The 18,735-nt window shown below is 56.8% G+C and carries 21 protein-coding genes and 2 tRNA genes; 12 read left to right on the forward strand and 11 right to left on the reverse strand.

Annotation, left to right across the window (positions count from 1 at the left end; all coding sequences use genetic code 11):
* The first annotated feature begins 90 nt into the window (after window positions 1-90).
* The 5 genes from GQF00_RS01475 (at window position 91) to GQF00_RS01495 (ending at window position 3,682) form a co-directional block, all read left to right on the forward strand.
* Window positions 91-384, forward strand: coding sequence for a hypothetical protein (locus GQF00_RS01475; RefSeq protein ID WP_161317355.1), 294 nt, complete (start codon window positions 91-93; stop codon window positions 382-384).
* Window positions 385-396: 12 nt separating this feature from the next.
* On the forward strand, window positions 397-1,239 hold the full coding sequence (locus tag GQF00_RS01480; protein ID WP_161317357.1) for a DUF692 domain-containing protein: 843 nt from the start codon (window positions 397-399) through the stop codon (window positions 1,237-1,239).
* Window positions 1,236-2,003 carry a DUF2063 domain-containing protein gene (locus GQF00_RS01485; protein ID WP_161317359.1) on the forward strand — a complete coding sequence of 256 codons (768 nt, stop codon included), beginning with the start codon at window positions 1,236-1,238 and terminating at the stop codon, window positions 2,001-2,003. The genes GQF00_RS01480 and GQF00_RS01485 overlap by 4 nt, the downstream gene beginning before the upstream one ends.
* Before the next feature lie 145 nt (window positions 2,004-2,148).
* On the forward strand, window positions 2,149-2,802 hold the full coding sequence (locus GQF00_RS01490; RefSeq protein WP_161317361.1) for a DoxX family protein: 654 nt from the start codon (window positions 2,149-2,151) through the stop codon (window positions 2,800-2,802).
* A gap of 64 nt (window positions 2,803-2,866) precedes the next feature.
* Window positions 2,867-3,682: a VacJ family lipoprotein gene (locus GQF00_RS01495; RefSeq protein ID WP_161317363.1), complete on the forward strand. Its 816-nt coding sequence runs from the start codon at window positions 2,867-2,869 to the stop codon at window positions 3,680-3,682.
* A gap of 146 nt (window positions 3,683-3,828) precedes the next feature.
* Here GQF00_RS01495 and GQF00_RS01500 read toward each other — a convergent pair whose 3' ends face one another.
* The 3 genes from GQF00_RS01500 to dusA all read right to left on the reverse strand — a co-directional run bounded on the left by GQF00_RS01500 (window position 3,829) and on the right by dusA (window position 6,423).
* Window positions 3,829-4,269, reverse strand: coding sequence for a TerB family tellurite resistance protein (locus tag GQF00_RS01500; RefSeq protein WP_161317365.1), 441 nt, complete (start codon window positions 4,267-4,269; stop codon window positions 3,829-3,831).
* Between the two features lie 9 nt (window positions 4,270-4,278).
* Window positions 4,279-5,238, reverse strand: coding sequence for a transaldolase (locus GQF00_RS01505; RefSeq protein ID WP_161317367.1), 960 nt, complete (start codon window positions 5,236-5,238; stop codon window positions 4,279-4,281).
* A 192-nt stretch (window positions 5,239-5,430) separates the two neighbouring features.
* Complete coding sequence (dusA, locus tag GQF00_RS01510; RefSeq protein WP_161317369.1) at window positions 5,431-6,423, reverse strand: tRNA dihydrouridine(20/20a) synthase DusA; 993 nt, start codon at window positions 6,421-6,423, stop codon at window positions 5,431-5,433.
* 167 nt (window positions 6,424-6,590) lie between these two features.
* Here dusA and GQF00_RS01515 point away from each other — a divergent pair, with 167 nt between their 5' ends.
* Window positions 6,591-8,072 (forward strand): SulP family inorganic anion transporter, encoded by a 1,482-nt coding sequence (locus GQF00_RS01515; protein WP_161317370.1) that lies wholly within the window; start codon window positions 6,591-6,593, stop codon window positions 8,070-8,072.
* A gap of 16 nt (window positions 8,073-8,088) precedes the next feature.
* Entirely contained in the window at window positions 8,089-8,928 is an 840-nt protein-coding gene (locus tag GQF00_RS01520; RefSeq protein ID WP_161317372.1) for a universal stress protein, read from the forward strand.
* 50 nt (window positions 8,929-8,978) lie between these two features.
* On the opposite strand, the gene GQF00_RS01525 is transcribed toward GQF00_RS01520, so the two are convergent.
* On the reverse strand, window positions 8,979-9,527 hold the full coding sequence (locus tag GQF00_RS01525) for a DUF4399 domain-containing protein (RefSeq protein ID WP_161317374.1): 549 nt from the start codon (window positions 9,525-9,527) through the stop codon (window positions 8,979-8,981).
* Window positions 9,528-9,697: 170 nt separating this feature from the next.
* Here GQF00_RS01525 and gltX point away from each other — a divergent pair, with 170 nt between their 5' ends.
* The 3 genes from gltX to GQF00_RS01540 all read left to right on the forward strand — a co-directional run bounded on the left by gltX (window position 9,698) and on the right by GQF00_RS01540 (window position 11,618).
* A complete protein-coding gene (gltX, locus tag GQF00_RS01530) occupies window positions 9,698-11,185 on the forward strand; it encodes a glutamate--tRNA ligase (protein ID WP_161317376.1) in 1,488 nt (495 codons plus the stop codon).
* A gap of 276 nt (window positions 11,186-11,461) precedes the next feature.
* Window positions 11,462-11,537: transfer RNA gene (locus GQF00_RS01535), tRNA-Ala, on the forward strand.
* Between the two features lie 5 nt (window positions 11,538-11,542).
* Window positions 11,543-11,618 (forward strand) — tRNA-Glu (locus tag GQF00_RS01540).
* Window positions 11,619-11,841: 223 nt separating this feature from the next.
* Here GQF00_RS01540 and GQF00_RS16650 read toward each other — a convergent pair.
* The 7 genes from GQF00_RS16650 to gltA all read right to left on the reverse strand — a co-directional run bounded on the left by GQF00_RS16650 (window position 11,842) and on the right by gltA (window position 17,524).
* Window positions 11,842-12,132 carry an HAD hydrolase-like protein gene (locus GQF00_RS16650; protein ID WP_370519442.1) on the reverse strand — a complete coding sequence of 97 codons (291 nt, stop codon included), beginning with the start codon at window positions 12,130-12,132 and terminating at the stop codon, window positions 11,842-11,844.
* A 334-nt stretch (window positions 12,133-12,466) separates the two neighbouring features.
* Entirely contained in the window at window positions 12,467-12,616 is a 150-nt protein-coding gene (locus GQF00_RS16655) for a hypothetical protein (RefSeq protein ID WP_237440345.1), read from the reverse strand.
* A 43-nt stretch (window positions 12,617-12,659) separates the two neighbouring features.
* Window positions 12,660-13,364 (reverse strand): RES family NAD+ phosphorylase, encoded by a 705-nt coding sequence (locus GQF00_RS01550; RefSeq protein ID WP_161317378.1) that lies wholly within the window; start codon window positions 13,362-13,364, stop codon window positions 12,660-12,662.
* Window positions 13,355-13,762, reverse strand: a complete 408-nt coding sequence (locus tag GQF00_RS01555) for an MbcA/ParS/Xre antitoxin family protein (RefSeq protein WP_161317380.1) — start codon at window positions 13,760-13,762, stop codon at window positions 13,355-13,357. Before GQF00_RS01555 ends, GQF00_RS01550 begins: the two co-directional genes overlap by 10 nt.
* 277 nt (window positions 13,763-14,039) lie before the next feature.
* Complete coding sequence (locus GQF00_RS01560; protein WP_161317381.1) at window positions 14,040-14,921, reverse strand: NAD(P)-dependent oxidoreductase; 882 nt, start codon at window positions 14,919-14,921, stop codon at window positions 14,040-14,042.
* The gene (locus tag GQF00_RS01565) at window positions 14,918-16,003 is read right to left on the reverse strand and encodes an SMP-30/gluconolactonase/LRE family protein (protein ID WP_161317384.1); all 1,086 of its coding nucleotides are present in this window, start codon (window positions 16,001-16,003) and stop codon (window positions 14,918-14,920) included. The genes GQF00_RS01560 and GQF00_RS01565 overlap by 4 nt, the downstream gene beginning before the upstream one ends.
* A 237-nt stretch (window positions 16,004-16,240) precedes the next feature.
* Window positions 16,241-17,524, reverse strand: a complete 1,284-nt coding sequence (gltA, locus tag GQF00_RS01570; protein ID WP_161317386.1) for a citrate synthase — start codon at window positions 17,522-17,524, stop codon at window positions 16,241-16,243.
* A gap of 468 nt (window positions 17,525-17,992) precedes the next feature.
* On the opposite strand from gltA, the gene sdhC reads away from it, so the two are divergent.
* Complete coding sequence (sdhC, locus tag GQF00_RS01575; RefSeq protein ID WP_035229153.1) at window positions 17,993-18,367, forward strand: succinate dehydrogenase, cytochrome b556 subunit; 375 nt, start codon at window positions 17,993-17,995, stop codon at window positions 18,365-18,367.
* Window positions 18,361-18,732, forward strand: a complete 372-nt coding sequence (gene sdhD, locus GQF00_RS01580) for a succinate dehydrogenase, hydrophobic membrane anchor protein (RefSeq protein ID WP_161317388.1) — start codon at window positions 18,361-18,363, stop codon at window positions 18,730-18,732. The genes sdhC and sdhD overlap by 7 nt, the downstream gene beginning before the upstream one ends.
* Window positions 18,733-18,735 lie beyond the last annotated feature (3 nt).

Consider the following 18,735-nt stretch of genomic DNA (forward strand, 5'->3'; position numbering starts at 1 on the left):
ACTTCGTAATAAACGCGGTAACCTGTGCCGTTTTTGCCCATGTGGCGGGCGGTCTGGACACCCAAATAATGACGTATGGAGACTTACAACATGGCTAAGCTGACTAAACTGAATCCCCTGGCCGCGACCGTAGGCGCTGCAGTTGTTGCTTCCGCTCTGGCTGCCCCGGTAGCTAGCGCCGCAGAAAACCCCTTCGCAGCCGCCGACCTGCAGGCTGGCTACCAGCTGGCCGCCCACGCTGAAGGCAAGTGTGGTGAAGGCAAATGCGGCGACAAGAAAGCCGAGGGCAAGTGTGGCGAAGAGAAAGGTGCCGAAGGCAAGTGCGGTGAAGACAAGAAAGGCGAAGGGAAATGTGGTGAAGGCAAGTGCGGCGGTGATGCATAAGGCTGCGCTGAAATGAACCATAAGACACCAGTGTCCGGTGTGGGCCTGGGTCTTCGGCGGGCCCTGATGGGCCCGCTTTCCCGCACCGAATCCCCACCTATCGATTTCATGGAAGTGGCTCCGGAAAACTGGATTCCCATGGGCGGACGCCTGGGTAAGGAATTCAGGAAATTCACGGAGCGGTTTCCGTTTGTGAGCCATGGGCTAAGCCTTTCCCTGGGCGGCCCGGAGCCTTTGGACTTCGAGTTACTGGCGTCCATCAAGGCTTTTCTGAGTGAGCACAATATTCGTCGTTACACCGAGCATCTCAGCTACTGTAGCGACCATGGTCACCTCTATGACCTGATGCCGATCCCCTTTACAGAAGACGCTGTCCATTATGTGGCGGACCGGGTTCGCCAGGTTCAGGATTTTCTCGAACAGCCCATTGGCATTGAGCATGTAAGCTATTATGCCGCTCCCGGCGCAGAAATGTCCGAGATCGACTTTGTTAACGCGGTGGTCAAGGAAGCGGATTGCGAGTTGTTGCTGGACGTGAACAATGCTTACGTGAACAGCATTAATCATGGCTATGATCCCTATGAATTCATCAGCGCGCTACCCGGCGAGCGAATCTGCTATGTCCATATCGCTGGCCATTTTGATGAGGCTGAAGATCTCAAGGTCGATACCCATGGCAGTGCGGTAATCGATCCTGTCTGGGATCTGCTACAACATGCTTATCAGGAGTTTGGTGAATTGCCTACCTTGCTGGAGCGTGACTTCAATTTTCCCGGTGAAGATGAACTGTTTGGAGAGCTTCGCCAGATTGCCGCTTACCAGCAAAAATATCAGTCTCGGGTAAAGTTGGGATGAGTGACGCAAACTTTCAGGTGCTGCAGCGCGAGTTTGCCAGTCACCTGCGTAATCCTGATACCCGTTCTTCCCCCGAAGGCATTGAAGAGCGGCGCCTGGAAATCTATCGCAGCCTTTTCTTCAACAACGTTAATGGTTTCATCCAGCAGGGCTTCCCGGTTCTGTATTCTATTCTCTCTGCTGAACGTTGGGGCAGGTTGGTCAGAGCCTTTTACGAACACCACACTTGCACGACTCCCTACTTTCTGGAAATCCCCCAGGAATTTATCTCGTTTCTCGCCAGTGGCAAGGGCAGCGAAGAAGGTGATCCTCCTTTTCTGCTCGAACTGGCTCACTATGAGTGGATGGAGCTGGTGCTGGATGCCTCCACGCAAACACTTCCTGAAACCGGGTTTCACCCTGAGGGAGATTTACTGCGCGCCATTCCGCAGCTTAGCCCTCTGCATGCAGTGCTGGCTTATCACTATCCGGTGCAGCAAATTTGTCGTGACTTCCAGCCCGCCGAACCATTGCCTCAACCGGTATGGTTGTTGGTGTATCGCAATCGCAATGATGAAGTGAGATTCATGGAGATCAATGCGCCCACTGCGCGCTTGCTTCAACTGATTGAGGAATATCCGGAGCTGACCGGACGAGAAGTGGTGGGGCTATTAGCCCAGGAAATTAAGTTTGATGTTGATCAGCTGGCAGAATTTTCTCGTGGCATTCTGCAACAAATGCGCGAGCGCGACATCCTTATAGGAACAACACTGAAAAGCTGTTGATTTCATGGCACCCGAGGCAGGGATAAAACAGTTTCGGGTTCCGGGGAGTGGGTTTTAAAAGGCAAAACGGGCATAGCGTTTCGCAACGTGCGCCGGGTAACCTGAATCCCGCCTCCTGCCATATCTTTTCCAAGGAGAATCGTGCATGCCTGCCCTGTTACATAAAGTCCACCACACCCTTAACACCACCCGCCTGGTGGATTTTCTGGCCCCGCTGGCGCTGAGGCTGTTTCTTGCGCCAGTGATGATTAGTGCTGGCTACAACAAGGCGATGAGTTTCGAGAGTACAGTGGCCTGGTTTGGCAACCCGGATTGGGGGTTGGGGTTGCCTGCTCCTGCGCTGTTGGCTTTTGTGGCCACTGCCACCGAGCTGGTGGGTGGGTTTCTGTTGTTGATTGGTCTGTTTACCCGTTACATCAGCATCCCGTTGATGTTCACCATGCTGGTGGCCATGGCGACGGTGCATTGGGATAACGGCTGGTTTGCCGTCGCACCGGGTAACCCAGAGACCAGCATGGCGGCCCCACTGGCCAAGGTGGGCTTCCCGGGAGCCATGGCAAGTCTGGAGAACAGTGAACAAGTGGGTGAGCGCATCCAGCGGGCTCGCGGGATTCTCAAGGAACATGGCCATTATGGCTGGCTTACGGAAAAGGGGAGTTTTGTTGTCCTCAATAATGGCATCGAATTCGCCATGACGTACTTCATTATGCTGCTGGTGTTGTTCTTCCAGGGGGGAGGGCGGTATCTAAGCCTTGACTATTGGGTGGCGCGCAAGCTGCTGCTGACTCAAACAGTGTAAAAGCCGTTGGAGTTGCGTAAGCTGCCAGCGTTGGGTGTTACGCAGCTGTTGTGGCCCCGATATAATGAGCCGTTTTGGACTTGCCGGTTTAGCCGGGGTGACTGTGCGCTACCTGATACTGACATTATTGCTGAGCTTGCCAATGATCTCCTTGGCGGAAGAGGAAGATTGGGGTGAGGCCACTACGGCGTTTGATGCGCCGTCAGGCGGGGATCAGTACGCTGACCCCTGGCAAGACTTCAACCGCAAGATGTTTGCCTTCAACGAGTTCATGGATAAATACGGGCTCAAGCCTGTTGCCAAGGGCTATCGCAAGGCAACGCCGCAGTGGATGGATGACACCATCACGCGCTTCTACGAGAACCTGAGGGACTTCCGTAGTGGACTGAACAGCGTGCTGCAATGGCGATGGAACCACGTTGGTCAGAACTGGGGCCGCTTTGCCGTGAACAGCACCCTGGGTATCGGTGGACTGTTTGATGTGGCCACCAAGGTGAATCTTCGCAAACACAATACGGATCTTGGGCTAACGTTTGCACGTTGGGGGGTCCCGGAAGGCCCTTATCTGGTGTTGCCATTCTTCGGGCCTTCCACCGGACGGGATGCTGCCGCCATCCTGCCTGAAGATTACATGCGACTGCGTCACTACATTCAGCACGACCTGACCCGCCATAGTTTCACTGCTGTCTACGTGGTGGATTTACGGGCCGATCTACTCGATCTGGAGCGCAATATCGTCGGGGATCGCTATACCTTCCTTCGCAATGCCTACCTGCAACGCCGCCGTTTTGAGACTGGCGACATGCCGTCCCTGCGCTTCCCGGATATCGAGTCCAGAGACAGTGAGTTGGAGCAGGAGTATGAGGACGAGGGGTGGTGAGGCAATTGATAATTGATAGCTGCGCGAACGATCTTACTATCAATATAAAACGCAAGAGACCGCGATCAAACCTGAATCGCGGCCTCTTGCGTTGATGATAACCGACAATCTATTCCGCGCCGTTATCAATTATCCATTCTCAATTATCAATTAAATTCAGTTGCCTTCATCTTCGCCCGAATATAGTCCCCATGTGACACATACAGCAGGTCGCTGACGCGGCGGATCATGTGTTCTTCATGGACGTCCACGGTGCCGTCGGCGGCGGCCATGGCCCACATGTCCTCGATCAGGGCAACCCGGGTTTCCGGGCCCCAGTGTTCGCGTAGAGGGGCGGTGAATTCGAACAGGTCCGTTGCCTGATCGAGCCGGTTCTGGAGCTCGCCCAGAATATCCTGCATCTCTGCAGGATCCAGATGCCAACGTGCCTGTACGGTCTCGATCAGATGGCGAGATTCTGCTTCGTCCACCTCGCCATCGGTTCTTGCGACCTCAAGCAGTAATGCCGCGGCAGCACGGTGAAGATCGTGCTGCGAGGTTGCCGGTGTGTGATCGTCAGTTCCGAAGAGTTGAGTCAGCCAGCGCAAATCCAATCCTTATTTGAGAAGTTCTTCCAGTGCCTGCTGATCCTTGGCAAAACGTCGAATACCGTCAGCCAGAAGATCGCAGGCCATGGGGTCGTCATTCATCTGCCAGCGAAAGCTGGCTTCGGTGACTGGGTGCCAGGCATCGTCTGGTGTCACGAGTTCCGGATCCAGTCTGCGGGTAAGACTACCATCCCGGCCGGCAAGTTCCTCAAGCAGGGCAGGGCTGATGGTGAGCTTGTCGCAACCCGCCAGAGCTTCAATCTGGTCTGCGTTACGGAAGCTGGCGCCCATGACCACGGTATCGAGCCCGCGGGACTTGAAGGTGTTGAAGATCTCACGCACAGATTGTACGCCCGGGTCGTCATCGGGGTGGTTGATTTCCATGCCATTATTGCGGTGCCAGTCATGAATTCTGCCCACAAAAGGCGAAATCAGTGTGGCGCCCGCTTCAGCGGCTGCCAGCGCCTGAACCTGGTTGAATACCAGTGTGACGTTACAGCGGGTGCCTTCTTCTTCCAGAATCTGGGCTGCCTTGATGCCTTCCCAGGTGGCGGCGATCTTGATCAGGATCCGGGAGGGATCCACCTCCAGCTCCCGGTAGATGCTGATCAGGCGGCGCGCCTTCTCTACGGTGGCGCGGGTATCAAAGGATAATCGCGCATCTACCTCGGTGGAGACCAGGCCTGGCACCCGATCCAGAATCGCTTGCCCGGCCAGACAGGCACTGGTGTCAGTGAGCCAGTCGATTTTACCGGCATGTCCCAGTGCGGCGGTGAGATCGACAGCCTGATCGAGTAATTCCCGGTATTGCTCGTTGCGGGCAGCTGCCAGTAGCAGCGAGGGGTTGGTGGTGGCATCCTCTGGCGCCACTGCCGCAATCATGTCGAGATCGCCGGTATCGGCAACCAGGGAAGTCCATTGGGCAAGCTGTTCGCGTTTATTCACGGTTTCCGTTCCTTGTGTTGTCATGGCGGGGAGAGTACATCCGCCATATGACAGGATTCTTGCTTGGTGCCTGGTGGCGAGTAACGAGAAGCGAGTTTCGAAAACCAACTATCTTTTGTCTTTCGAAACGCGTTACTCGCGACCCGCAGCACGCTGACTTGTGCTGCACTCATCAGGCTAGCAAGGTTAGTGCCGAAAGGATTGTGTTCCTACAGGCTAAGGGAGTTGCGCCAAAGCGTCCATTAGCACTTGCGGGGTTGTGTCAGGCTTGTGCATGTTTTCGCTCAGGTGACGGCGGAACTTGCGTGCACCTGGCTCGCCCTGAAACAGGTTGAGGATGTGCCTGAGGGAGTGTTTGGGGGCATGCCCCAGGGCAAAACGGCGCTCCACATAGGGCAGGAACTGTTCTGCAATCTCTCGCCGGCTGGCGACCGGACGGGGGTCTCCAAACACGATGCGGTCTGCCTCGGCCAGGAAGTAGGGGTTCTGATACGCCTCACGGCCAATCATGACGCCATCCACTTCGCCCATATGTTCATGCACTTCCTGCAATGTCTTCACACCACCGTTGAGAATGATTTCGAGGTGCGGGAAGGCTTGCTTGATGGCATAGGCACGTTGGTAGATTAGCGGTGGGATTTCGCGGTTTTCCTTGGGTGAAAGGCCGGACAGGATGGCTTTGCGGGCATGGATAGTCAGACTGCTGCAACCCGCCTTTTCCACCTGCTCCACAAAACGGTACAGAAAGTCGTAATCATCCTGGTCATCAATGCCGATGCGGGTTTTCACGGTCACAGGTACAGAGACGGCAGCCTGCATGGCACTAACACACTCCGCCACCTGTTCCGGTTCGGCCATGAGAATGGCGCCGATTTTGCCCTGCTGGACCCGGTCAGACGGGCAGCCCACATTCAGGTTGATCTCGTCGTAGCCATATTGCTCGCTGATGCGGGATGCTTCCGCCAGCTGCAAAGGGTCACAACCTCCCAACTGCAGGGCCACCGGATGTTCTTCATCATTGAAGGACAGAAAACGGTCACGGTCGCCGTGGATAATGGCCTGGGCCACCACCATTTCGGTATAGAGCAGGGTGTGTCGGGTAATCAGTCGCGCCAGAAAACGGTAGTCCCGGGTGGTCCAGTCCATCATCGGCGCCACGCTTAAGCGACGATCAAGGGGCTGCGGAGTGGTTGTCCAGGCGTCTCTCATGCTTCTCAGGGGTCCTGTTGCAGGGGCGCGCATTGTCGCATGTTGTGGCCTGAGGGCGTAGTCCTGACGACCGGCTGCCTGTTGCCAGCAGGGCCGATCTGCTAGACTCCGCGCCTTTTCCGCCCATGCAAACCGGGCGTATCGCATCATTTCAGGGTAGTGAATTCATGCTTCGTTCTATTCAGCAGGAATGGTTCAGCAATCTCCGTGGTGATCTGCTGGCAGGTACCGTTGTCGCTCTGGCGCTGATCCCGGAGGCCATTGCGTTCTCCATCATCGCGGGGGTGGATCCCAAGGTAGGGCTGTACGCCTCATTCTGTATTGCCGCCGTGACAGCCTTTTTCGGCGGACGCCCAGGTATGATCTCTGCGGCTACTGGCGCCATGGCTCTGGTGATGGTGACCCTGGTCAAGGACCATGGTCTCCAGTACCTGCTGGCCGCCACCGTCCTGACCGGGGGACTTCAGGTGATCGCCGGCTTCCTGAAACTGGGCAGCCTGATGCGGTTTGTGTCTCGCTCGGTGGTGACCGGGTTTGTAAATGCCCTGGCGATTCTGATTTTCATGGCCCAGCTGCCGGAACTTGAAGGTGTGACCTGGCATGTGTATGCCATGGTGGCCGCTGGGCTGGGCATTATTTATCTGCTGCCGCTACTCACCACGATGGTGCCGTCGCCGTTGGTCTGTATTGTGGTGATAACCGGTGTGGCCATGTATCTGGGGATTGATGTACCCACCGTGGGTGACAAGGGCGAACTGCCGGACAGCCTGCCGATCTTTCTGTTGCCGGATATTCCCCTGAATCTGGAAACGCTCAAGATTATCCTGCCATATTCTCTGGCACTGGCCGTGGTAGGTTTGCTGGAATCCATGATGACCGCCACCATCGTTGATGACCTCACTGATACCGAAAGCGACAAGAACCGTGAGTGCAAAGGGCAGGGCGTTGCCAATATTGCGTCCGGTTTTCTGGGTGGTATGGCCGGCTGTGCCATGATTGGCCAGTCCGTGATCAACGTGAAATCCGGTGGTCGCAAGCGCCTGTCCACACTATTCGCTGGCTGTTTCCTGCTGGTGCTGGTGGTGTTTCTGGGCAAGTGGGTATCTCAGATCCCCATGGCGGCACTGGTCGCGGTCATGGTGATGGTGTCCATCGGCACGTTCAGCTGGGAGTCCATCACCAACATGGCGAAACATCCGCCGAGCAGCAGCGTGGTGATGCTGGCCACCGTGATTGCCACGGTTGCCACCCATAACCTGGCCATCGGGGTGGGGATCGGGGTGGTTCTCAGTGCCTTGTTCTATGCCAACAAGGTGGGCCGTATTTTCTACGTGAGGGTTACCGAGAGCGAACAGGATGGTCACCGGGTGTATGAAGTGGTGGGTCAGGTGTTCTTTACTTCCGCCGAACAATTCGTGGCATCCTTTGACTTCAAGGAAGCCATCGAAAAGGTCACCATTGATCTGCATCGCGCCCATTTCTGGGATATCACCGCCATTGGTGCGCTGGACAAGGTAGTGATCAAGTTCCGTCGTGAAGGCACAGAGGTGGATATCATTGGCCTGAACGAAGCCAGTGCAACCCTGGTGGATAAATTCGGTGTGCACAACAAGCCCGCCGAAGTCGAAAAATTAATGGGTGGCCATTGAGCCAGGGAGAGTGACGATGAGTAACGTAATCGCGTGTATTGATGGCTCTGCAGCCACTGCGTCCATCTGTGACTACGCGGCGTGGTCGGCCCAGCGCCTCGATGCGCCTCTGACCCTGCTTCACGTGCTGGATCATTCTCGTTACCCGGTGGCCGCGGATTTTAGTGGCAGTCTGTCTCTTGGAGGCCGCGAGCACCTGATGCAGGAGCTGGCCGATCTGGATGCCCAGCGTAATCGTGTGGCACTGGAACAGGGCAAGCTGATGCTTGAAGCCGCCCGTGAGCGGGTTGTCGCGGATGGTATTCATGAGCCGAAAGAGCGCCAGCGCCATGGGGATCTGGTGGATACACTCACTGGCCTTGAAGATGAGATGCGCCTGTTGGTGATCGGCAAGCAGGGTGAGGAGCATGAAGGGGTCGGTGCCCAGCTGGGGGATAACGTAGAGCGGGTAATTCGTGCAGTGCATCGCCCGATTCTGGTGGCGGCGGGTGAGTTCCGTGAGCCGAAAACCATTCTACTGGCCTATGACGGCAGTGAGAGCACTCGCAAGGGAGTGAGCATGCTGGCCGATAGCCCGTTATTCAAAGGTCTGGATTGTCATATGGTGACGGTGGGCAGTCGTGAGGTGGATTTGGCCTGGGCGGCAGATAAGCTTGAGGCTGCAGGGCATCAAGTCCAGACGGCTGTACTGGACGGTGACGTGGAGCCGGCCCTGCACGAATACCAGCAATCACAAAATGTTGATCTGGTGGTGATGGGAGCCTATGGGCATTCCCGAATCCGGGAATTTTTTGTGGGCAGCACCACCAACAAGATGATCCGCGAGGCCAAGGTGCCACACTTGTTGTTACGTTGAGCGGTTGAGAATGCAAAAGGGCCTCGATGAGGCCCTTTTTTTGGTGTCCGTTATTCCACAGTGATAGTGATGGTCTCGGACATGACTGCCGGATCATGGGGGATGTGGCGGTAATCTCCCAGCAGTAGCTGCAGGGTATGCTCGCCGGGTTCCAGTTCCAGAGTAGTGGAAGTCTGGCCCTTGCCGAAGTGCACCACATGGTCGTTGGCGGGCAACGGCATGCCCATGTCCGGTGCTTCAGACAGATCGATCAACAGATGGTGATGGCCGCTGTTTTCCTGTTCGGTGCCCGCCGGGATCACCTCCATGCCTTCCAGGCCGAATTCCACTGTCACCGGGCTGGTTACGCTGTCGCCGTTGGCGGGAGTCACGAAAAAGACCTTGGCACCCTCCGGCGCAGCGGAACGGGGGATCTGTGGTGCTGTCTCTTCGGTCTCAGCGGTTTCCATGGCCGCCATGTCATGGCTGGCTTCTTCAGCGACCGGTGCGGTTTGTCCGGTTTCACTGGCCATGGGCTCTTTTTCGTCAGAACAGGCCTGCAAAAGGGTGCTGCTGGCTACCAGAGCCACGAGCAGAGAGCGTTGGAAGGAGATGCGCATGCTTGTTTCCTTTGCTTGGTTATTGCCGATAATGCGCGACTGCAAATAGGGCAGCCGCAACGTAATAATCCTGAAACAGGCCAACAATAGCAGAATCGGACGGGCTGGCGTCTACATGGCGCACGTTTTGACAGGTATAATCCGCGCCAGTTTGCACATATGGAGTCAGCATGACTGTTCGCACCCGCGTTGCCCCGTCCCCCACTGGTGATCCCCATGTAGGTACCGCCTACATAGCCTTGTTCAATCGCTGCTTTGCGCACCAGCACGGTGGCCAGTTCATTCTGCGCATCGAAGATACCGATCAGACCCGTTCGACCAATGAGTCCGAGCAGATGATTCTCGATTCTCTCAAGTGGTTGGGGTTGACCTGGGACGAAGGCCCGGACGTGGGTGGTCCCCATGGTCCTTACCGCCAGAGCGAACGCAAGCACATGTACCGTGAGTATGCTGAAGCACTGATCGAGAAGGGACATGCCTTCAAGTGCTACCGCACCAGCGAAGAACTGGATGTGCTGCGTACTGAGCTGAAAGAGAAGGGCGAGAATCGTGCGCTCAAGCCGCAGGATCTGGAGCTGCCGGCTGATGAGCAGGCTCGTCGCGAGTCTGAGAATGCCCCTTACGTAATTCGCATGCGGGTGCCGTTTGATGGGCGCTGTGAGATTGACGACATGCTGCGGGGTACTGTTGAACTGGATTGGGCGCTGGTGGATGCGCAGATCCTGCTCAAGTCTGACGGCATGCCCACTTATCATCTGGCCAACATCGTGGACGATCACCTGATGGAGATTACCCATGTGATCCGGGGTGAGGAATGGCTTAATTCGGCGCCCAAGCACAAGCTGCTATATGAATATTTCGGTTGGGATATGCCCGCGCTGTGCCACATGCCACTGCTTCGCAACCCGGACAAATCCAAGCTCAGCAAGCGCAAGAACCCCACCAGTATCCTGTTCTATCAGCGCATGGGCTACATGGCTGAAGCTCTGGTGAATTATCTGGGGCGCATGGGTTGGTCCATGCCGGATGAAAGCGAGAAGTTTACCCTCGAGCAGATGCAGGCCGCCTTCGATATTCAGCGGGTATCTCTCGGTGGGCCGGTGTTTGATGTGGAAAAGTTGAGCTGGCTCAACGGCCAGTGGCTGCGCGACCAGACCGATGAGCAGTTCCTGGATTCCCTGCTCAACTGGGCCTACAACCGTGACTATGCAATGAAGATTATTCCTCATTTGCGCCAGCGGGTTGAGACCCTGTCTGAAGTGGCGGACAAGGCGGCTTTCTGCTTCAACGGCATGCCGGCGATCACACCGGCCAGTTTCGAGCACAAGCAGTATGGTACGGACGACATGGTCGTCTGGTTGCAATATTTACTGTGGACCTATGAAGCACGTAGTGACTGGAATCGTGATGGCCTGTTTGTCGATGCCAAGGCCATTGCCGATGCGCTGGAAGTGAAGATCAAGGACTTCCTGCTGCCGGTATTCATTGCCATTGCCGGCACCAGCGCCAGCTTCTCGGTGGTCGATGCCATGGAAATCATTGGCTCCGATGTTAGTCGCGCCCGTATCCGCCATGCCATCGAGGTATTGGGTGGGGTGTCCAAGAAGCAGATGAAGAAGCTGGAGAAGGCGTACCGGGATATAGCGGCGAGCTTCTAGCTACTAGCTGCGAGAAAAAACGTAAATCAGCTGGCAGGCTTGTGCTTGGAAACGAGCCGAGCATAATCCTGCAAGCTCGAAGCTCGAAGCTCGAAGCTCGAAGCTCGAAGCTCGAAGCTCGAAGCTGATTTTCGCCCAGTTTTTCAGCAACTTGCTCAGGATGTAGTCAAATGGACTTCATTCTGCAAAAAACCTCTGGCTGGTGCTTGACAGCTTGGGGGTGGCCGGTAGAATACGCCGCACCTACCGGGACGGAACACTGTCTCACTGGTATCTGGGGCTATAGCTCAGCTGGGAGAGCGCAACACTGGCAGTGTTGAGGTCAGCGGTTCGATCCCGCTTAGCTCCACCAAATACGTCCCCTTCGTCTAGTGGCCCAGGACACCGCCCTTTCACGGCGGTAACAGGGGTTCGACTCCCCTAGGGGACGCCATATAAAGAAGCCTCACTCGAAAGAGTGGGGCTTTTTTATTGCCTGTGTGGCGGCAATTCCCATCATTCCTTGCCGTAGGAGCGTCGCTGGCGGCGCGATCCGACCCCTGGAAGCAGAGGGCACAGCGTTCGCTGATATAAAAACCGGTTTTCTCTGTGCCTCTGTGTGCTCGGTGGTGGAAATGCGTTGATCCCGGTTCTGTATCGCGCCGCCAGCGACGCTCCTACGGTAGGTGGGTGGTAATGCGTCTTGCCACGGCGAGGATGTCGCTTTCCAGCCAATGCTCGCCGGATATTCTGTCTTCATCTCCCTCCCGGTATTTTCCCGTTTTCACCAGGCAGGCCTGCATGCCGCTGTTCAAGGCGCCTTCCACGTCGCCGTGGACGTCGTCACCGACCATCAGGGTCGCCTCGGCCCCTGTACCCAGATTGTCCAGCACCTGTGCAAAGAAGGCCCTTGAGGGTTTGCCGGTGATGATGGCGGTCTGGCTACTGGCATATTCCAGTGCCCGCACAAAGGGGCTGCGTCCAGGTGCAGTCCGTCATCCAGTTGATAGTAGCGGTTATCACCGATGGCGATTAGCGGTGCGCCTTCCTGTAACAAACGGAAAGCAGCGTCCAGATGCCGATAGTCGAATTTCTTGCCTGCATCGCCGATCAAGACGGCATTGGGGGGCTGCCGGTCAGGTCGTCAAACTCTTGCTTCAGGTTGGGGTGGATCAGGCAGTAAGGGGTCAGCGCATGGGCTGACAGGTAATCGTGGGCTGCCTGCGGAGCGGTGAACAGTTCGTCAGCCTTGATGGCAAGTTCAAGGCTTTCCAGATCCCTGAGGATCTGCGCGCGGCTGCGCTACGAGGTGTTGGTGGCAAAGCGCAAGGGGAGGGCTGTGGCGCGCAGCAGGTTCAATGCCTCCCGTGCACCGGGCAGGGCTTGTGGCCCCTGGTAGAGAACGCCAGCCAGATCCAGGCAAATGGCGCTGAGTGGCTGCAACGCGATCATTCTGGCCTCCTTGAATGCTTCCGGAATAGGCCGTTTGCGCGGATCAGCTCAACCCTTGGATGGTGAGCGTGTGGGCGATCTTCTCGCCATCCCAGATGTACTCGTAATGCCGGGTGGGGATGACCGAGGTGATGACTGCCGGCGTGAGGAGGGCATAGCAATACTGCCCGGCAGCCCGCACGGATTCGTAATGCAGCCCGGTGTGCTGCTCTGTCTTGAGGTGGCTGCCCAGCTCGCGGGCAGGGCCGTAGTCGCTGGCGGCATGCCAACGAGGATGGTCGCTGGCCGGGGTGATATCCAGCAGGGTGCCGCTGAAATGGGTTTTCAGGCCGCACATGACAATGCGATCGTATTTGAGGCCTTCCACATTCTGGAAGTATCGCTCTTGATGATAGCGGGTTTCGGCGATGGCCGTGTTGATGTGGTCGGCGCAGTAGTACACCCCGAAGCTGCCATCCGAGAAGCGAGAGCCGGCCGGGTTGACGTGAACAAAGGGGCCAAGGGCGTAATTGCAGCCGGGGATGCCCCAGGGACGCTGATCCTCGGGCACCCGGTTTAGCTGGCCTGTCCGTTGCAGCAGACGGGGATTGGTGAGGGCCTGCACGGCAAACAGGGCATCAAAGTCGGCCTGATCCGCCACATCGTCAAAGATGTGTATTGGGGGGTGCTTGCTGTTGACCAGGCGATAAGCGGCCTGGTCTTGGAACCGCTTGCGCGACAGGGCGTCGATGGTGGCCTCTATCCCCATTGTCCGCCTCGCAGGGTGTCCAGCTGGCGGTGTACTTCATAGAGCGCCGCAACTGTACCTCCGGCCATGACGTCCATGGGGCTGGCGCCGTTGAAGAACGCATTGTGGTTGGCCATGCGCACAAAGCCATAGACGTTTTCCCGGTTGCCGAACAGGGTACGCAGTGCCTGGTGGATATTAAGCAGGTAACTCAGCCTTTCCAGCAGGTCCTGGCTAATTCGTGCGCTGTCTGGCTGAGCCTGGTACTTGTGCAGGGTGGAGCGGCCCACGCCGAGAAGCGCCATCTTTTCCTTTTCGCTACATTCCCAGTGGGAGAGCAGGTTAAGTACAGCACGAAGCGCAGCATGACGAGCGTTATCGTCCAATGGCGCGGCTTGTGGCTGGTGGGCGGTTTTCATGGAGCCTCCCGGATTGATTGGCGTCTAATTATGGGCTTTATTGATAAAAATGTCTATTTAGGGATTCTGTGTCGGGTTTTAGATAGCGTTTACTGTAATGAGGTTTGTGCACAAAAAAGTGGCGCTGAGCGGATTGAAGGTGGGGTCAAGCGGGCTATGCGCCCAGGTATGGCGCACTTTGGTAGAAATCGGGTGACGCGATGCAAAAGGGAAAGCACAAGATCGGTTAATGATGAAGCCGGGTACTCATGTTTTGACGCTCGCTGCTTACCGGGTATCAGTCTTGTTTGCTTTTGAGTCGGCGGAGCAGGGAAGAGGTATCCCAGCGACCACCGTCCATGGCCTGGATGTCACGATAGAAGTCGTTCACCAGGGCGGTGACGGGCAGAGGGGTGCCATTCCTGCCGGCTTCATCCAGGCAGATATCCAGATCCTTGCGCATCCAGTCCACAGCGAAGCCATGGTCGAACTGATCTGCCAGCATGGTCTTGTGCCGGTGGATCATCTGCCAGGAAGATGCCGCGCCCTGACTGATGGTTTCGAACACCTTCGCCGCGTCCAGCCCGGCGTTTTCGGCAAAGGCCACCCCTTCGGCCAGAGCCTCTACCAGGCCTGCCACGCAGATTTGATTGACCATCTTGGTGAGCTGACCACTGCCGGCGGGACCCAGCAGGTTGGTGGCCTTGGCGTAATGACTGATGACGGGCAGAGCTCGCTCGTAGGTGGCTGGCTCTCCGCCGCACATGATAGACAGCTGCCCATTCTCTGCACCTTGCTGCCCCCCTGACACGGGGGCATCCATGAAGTGGGCCTGGCGCTGATGGCAGGCTTGATCCAGCTCCCGGGCCATGGCCGCACTGGCGGTGGTGTGATCGACCAGAATCGCGCCTGTCGGCAGGGTTTGCATGATGCCGTTCGGGCCCAGGGTGACTTCCCGCAGGTCCTCATCATTACCCACGCAGACAAACACCAGGTCCGCGCTCTTTGCCGCTGCGGCGGGGGTGTCTGCCAGAGAGCCGGGGTAGGTCTGTTGCCAGTGCTCGGCGCGCTCACGGGTACGGTTATAGACCGTCATGGCGATGCCGGCGTTGGCCAGGTGTCCGGCCATGGGATAGCCCATGGTGCCGAGGCCGATAAAAGCGGCGTTTAGCGTTTTCATTGTGGTTTGCCCTGATCGTTTTCTGGCAGCGTAAAAGCGGCAAAGGTGGGGGCGGTGAGGCTGCCCAGATAGAGCGTGTTGCCGAACTGTTCAATGCTGGTAATGGGGGCGAAGGCACCCTTGCCAGCGTCCTGGAGGTTGTGGGTGACTTCTCCCTGCTCGTTGAGGCCGAGCACAAAGCCATGATGTGCAGGCTGCGGTTGCAGAAACTGGGGCAGGCGGAAGGCTACCTTGCGCAGCAGTGGCTTGTCGGACATGTTGTCGAGCATGGCATTACGGGGGCTGAAAAGGGCCACCCAGAAGGTGCCGTCACCGTTGGCGCTGATGCCGTCAGGGATACCGGGCAGGTTCTCGAAAAAGATATCGTGAGTACCGGCTTTGTCACCTTTTAGCCAGTAGCGAACAATGCTGTAGTTCCCGGTTTCGGTGACCAGCACAAAGTCCTCGTTTTCTGACAGGGCCACCCCGTTGGCAAACTGCAGTCCATCAAGCAGCACTTCGGTACTGCCGGTGGCTGGATCGTATTTCAGGAAACGGCCATGGCCGCCATGCTCCAGTACGTCATCGCGGGCCTTCATGGCCGGGCCAAACTTGCTGGAAGCATCGGTGAAATAAGCGATGCCCTTGCTGTCTACGTCCACGTCGTCGGTGAAGGCGAACGGAATACCTTCTGCTTCAAGGCTGAGGGTCGTAACGGCGCCGCTCTCGGCAATGCTGAGCAGGCCCTTGTAGCCATCGGCGACGATCAGGTTGCCGAGCGGATCGAAGTCCAGTCCCAGCGGGCGCCCCCCGGTGTTGGCGATCAGGTCCGGGTTTTTGCCATTGGCATCAAAGCGCACGATGCGTCCGTCCTCGTAGCCCACATAAAGTTTGCCTTGTCCGTCAACGGCCACATCTTCCGGACCGATGCCTTCTCCCTCGCCGATACGGCTGACGCTGGCAAGTTTGTCATTCACTGCATAGTCGCCTTCCAGGGCGGGTGCTTCGGGAGCGTCCCAGGCAACGGGCTCGATAGGTACCGGCCAGAAAAGCAGGTAAGCGACAATGCTGGCGAAAACCAGCAGGGCGAGGATTTTTTTCATGGCGTATTGAATCCTTTGCAAGCGAAAGAGCGATGCTTGCATGGAGGGGCTGTGATGGCAAACCCTGGCGGGCTGAAGGGTTTCTGATATTCGAAACTCGCTTCTCGTAACTCGAAACTCATCCCTTGCTACGGCTCGGATCCGCACTTCCCGAGGTGTCCCTGCAGTGGGCAGGTACGTTATATCGGGCACAAAAAAACCGCCCGAAGGCGGTTTTTTGAGGCGATCTCAAAACGCTTACTTGCGCTCGTTGACCGGCACGAAGGAGCGCTCGGCTTCGCCGGTGTACAGCTGGCGCGGACGGCCAATCTTGTACGGGTTGGAGATCATTTCGTTCCAGTGTGCAATCCAGCCCACAGTACGGGACAGGGCGAAGATTACAGTGAACATGGAAGTCGGGATTCCAATGGCTTTCAGGATGATGCCTGAGTAGAAGTCCACGTTCGGGAACAGCTTCTTCTCTTTGAAGTAGGGGTCGCTCAGGGCGATCTCTTCCAGCTTCATGGCCAGTTCCAGCTGCGGGTCGTTGACACCCAGTTCAGCCAGTACTTCGTGGCAGGACTCGCGCATTACAGTCGCACGCGGATCGTAGTTCTTGTAGACACGGTGACCGAAGCCCATCAGCTTGAACGGATCATTCTTGTCCTTGGCCTTGGCGATGTAGGCATCGATGTTGTCCAGGGAGCCGATCTCGTCGAGCATATTGAGTACGGCTTCGTTGGCGCCGCCATGAGCCGGGCCCCACAGGGCAGAGATGCCGGCAGCAATACAGGCGAACGGGTTGGCACCGGAGGAGCCAGCCAGACGCACGGTAGAGGTAGAGGCATTCTGCTCGTGATCAGCGTGCAGGATGAAGATGCGATCCATGGCCTTGGCCAGGGTCGGGCTGATCTTGGATTCTTCACAGGGGTTGCCAAACATCATGTGCAGGAAGTTTTCTGCGTAACCCAGGTCGTTGCGTGGGTACATGAAGGGCTGGCCCAGAGCGTACTTGTAGCACATGGCCGCGATGGTGGGCATCTTGGCGATCAGGCGGTAGGCGGTGATTTCGCGGTGCTGCGGGTTATTGATGTCCAGGGAGTCGTGATAGAAGGCGGACAGAGCGCCAACTACACCACACATGATGGCCATCGGGTGAGCATCGCGACGGAAGCCATTGAAGAAGTTGCGGATCTGCTCGTGAACCATGGTGTGGTTCTTCACAGTATTGACGAACTCTTCTTTCTGCTCGGCAGTCGGCAGTTCGCCGTAGAGCAGGGTATAGCATACTTCCAGATAATCGGATTTGCCTGCCAGCTCCTCGATGGAGTAGCCCCGATGCAGCAGCTTGCCCACTTCACCGTCGATGAAGGTGATTTTGGATTCGCAGGAAGCGGTGGAGGTAAAGCCTGGGTCAAAAGTGAAGACACCGTTGGCTACCAGTTTGGACACGTCGATAACGTCGCGGCCCAGGGTCGGGGTGTAGATAGGAAGGTCTAGATCCTTGCCCTCTACATTCAGAGTGGCTTTCTTCTCGGTCATGGGAATCTCTCCATTGGCGGACAGGGAACATTCCTGCGAAGTCGCGATGCAAACTCCATCAAGGCAAGGAAGGTCCTCCAAAGCGCGGTGGAAGGTAAAGTTTTGACACACCTTTGTCAACGCGAAGGCGGGAACTGACGAGTCAGACTTTTGTAGGGTAAACAGCGTGTTACACTATTGCGCCAGCTTGGTGCGCATTAAATGCTGACGCTCCTTTCATGTGCAGCATTATAAAACAAGGCGTTAGGCAAACGGTTGCGGACATAAATGGTGCGCACCGTTTGTTTTGCGCAAGTTGCGGCGATATACTGCCGCCCGTCAGCGCGCCTGGTGGCGTTCTGACTGGAAGGGCCCACCCCGGCCCGGCAGCTTGTTGAGATCAGAGTCAGCTTTTTGATCTCAGCTACGCTACCAAGTTCCCGACAACCGCCCCGGCTTTTGATGGGGCCCGGCTATAAGTAGGCTACCGTGAACGACAAGCGACCCGTTAACCTCGATCTGAGCACGATCAAGTTCCCGGTCACGGCTATAGCATCCATTACCCACCGTGTAACCGGCGTTGCCATTTTCCTGGCGCTGCCGATTCTGCTGTGGATGCTGGATCGCTCCCTGGCGTCTCCCGAGAGCTTTGCGGACCTGAAAGAACTGATGACCTCCCCGCTGGTGAAGCTAGTGGTATGGGCCATTCTGGCTGTATTGCTGTATCACCTGGTGGCGGGAATTCGCCACCTTATTATGGATACCGGCGTTGGTGAAACCCTGGAAGGCGGCCGTCGTGGCGCCAAACTGGTCTTCATCATCTCTGCGGTACTGATTCTGCTGGTAGGAGGCTGGATATGGTAACCCCTGTAACGAGTCTGGGCCGTAACGGTCTGTACGACTGGCTCATTCAGCGCGTATCCGCTGTCATCATTGGCGTATACCTGATCGGTATGCTTGGCTATTTGATGGTCTCTGGCGATCTGGACTACGGCAGCTGGAAATCCTTCATGGGTTCTATCTGCATGCAGATTGCCAACACGCTGCTGGTAATCGCTGTTGCCGCACATACCTGGGTGGGTCTGTGGGGCGTAACCACTGACTACCTGACCAGCCTGACCTTTGGTAAAGCTGCTACCGGTGTCCGCCTGATTGCCCAGGTGGCTATTGCACTGGCTCTGGTGGTGTACCTGTTGTGGGGTCTGGTTCTGATCTGGGGAGGGGCGTAATCC

The sequence above is a fragment of the Alcanivorax sp. DP30 genome, from assembly GCF_009882945.1.
Lineage (GTDB): Bacteria > Pseudomonadota > Gammaproteobacteria > Pseudomonadales > Alcanivoracaceae > Alcanivorax.

What these genes read in the sequence shown, in the direction of transcription:
- GQF00_RS01475 (WP_161317355.1), top strand. Translation starts at nt 91, where the DNA reads ATGGCTAAGCTGACTAAACTGAATCCCCTGGCCGCGACCGTAGGCGCT.
- GQF00_RS01480 (WP_161317357.1), top strand. Translation starts at nt 397, where the DNA reads ATGAACCATAAGACACCAGTGTCCGGTGTGGGCCTGGGTCTTCGGCGG.
- GQF00_RS01485 (WP_161317359.1), top strand. Translation starts at nt 1,236, where the DNA reads ATGAGTGACGCAAACTTTCAGGTGCTGCAGCGCGAGTTTGCCAGTCAC.
- GQF00_RS01490 (WP_161317361.1), top strand. Translation starts at nt 2,149, where the DNA reads ATGCCTGCCCTGTTACATAAAGTCCACCACACCCTTAACACCACCCGC.
- GQF00_RS01495 (WP_161317363.1), top strand. Translation starts at nt 2,867, where the DNA reads ATGAGCCGTTTTGGACTTGCCGGTTTAGCCGGGGTGACTGTGCGCTAC.
- GQF00_RS01505 (WP_161317367.1), bottom strand. Translation starts at nt 5,238, where the DNA reads ATGACAACACAAGGAACGGAAACCGTGAATAAACGCGAACAGCTTGCC.
- dusA (WP_161317369.1), bottom strand. Translation starts at nt 6,423, where the DNA reads ATGAGAGACGCCTGGACAACCACTCCGCAGCCCCTTGATCGTCGCTTA.
- GQF00_RS01515 (WP_161317370.1), top strand. Translation starts at nt 6,591, where the DNA reads ATGCTTCGTTCTATTCAGCAGGAATGGTTCAGCAATCTCCGTGGTGAT.
- GQF00_RS01520 (WP_161317372.1), top strand. Translation starts at nt 8,089, where the DNA reads ATGAGTAACGTAATCGCGTGTATTGATGGCTCTGCAGCCACTGCGTCC.
- GQF00_RS01525 (WP_161317374.1), bottom strand. Translation starts at nt 9,527, where the DNA reads ATGCGCATCTCCTTCCAACGCTCTCTGCTCGTGGCTCTGGTAGCCAGC.
- gltX (WP_161317376.1), top strand. Translation starts at nt 9,698, where the DNA reads ATGACTGTTCGCACCCGCGTTGCCCCGTCCCCCACTGGTGATCCCCAT.
- GQF00_RS16655 (WP_237440345.1), bottom strand. Translation starts at nt 12,616, where the DNA reads ATGATCGCGTTGCAGCCACTCAGCGCCATTTGCCTGGATCTGGCTGGC.
- GQF00_RS01550 (WP_161317378.1), bottom strand. Translation starts at nt 13,364, where the DNA reads ATGGGGATAGAGGCCACCATCGACGCCCTGTCGCGCAAGCGGTTCCAA.
- GQF00_RS01555 (WP_161317380.1), bottom strand. Translation starts at nt 13,762, where the DNA reads ATGAAAACCGCCCACCAGCCACAAGCCGCGCCATTGGACGATAACGCT.
- GQF00_RS01560 (WP_161317381.1), bottom strand. Translation starts at nt 14,921, where the DNA reads ATGAAAACGCTAAACGCCGCTTTTATCGGCCTCGGCACCATGGGCTAT.
- GQF00_RS01565 (WP_161317384.1), bottom strand. Translation starts at nt 16,003, where the DNA reads ATGAAAAAAATCCTCGCCCTGCTGGTTTTCGCCAGCATTGTCGCTTAC.
- gltA (WP_161317386.1), bottom strand. Translation starts at nt 17,524, where the DNA reads ATGACCGAGAAGAAAGCCACTCTGAATGTAGAGGGCAAGGATCTAGAC.
- sdhD (WP_161317388.1), top strand. Translation starts at nt 18,361, where the DNA reads ATGGTAACCCCTGTAACGAGTCTGGGCCGTAACGGTCTGTACGACTGG.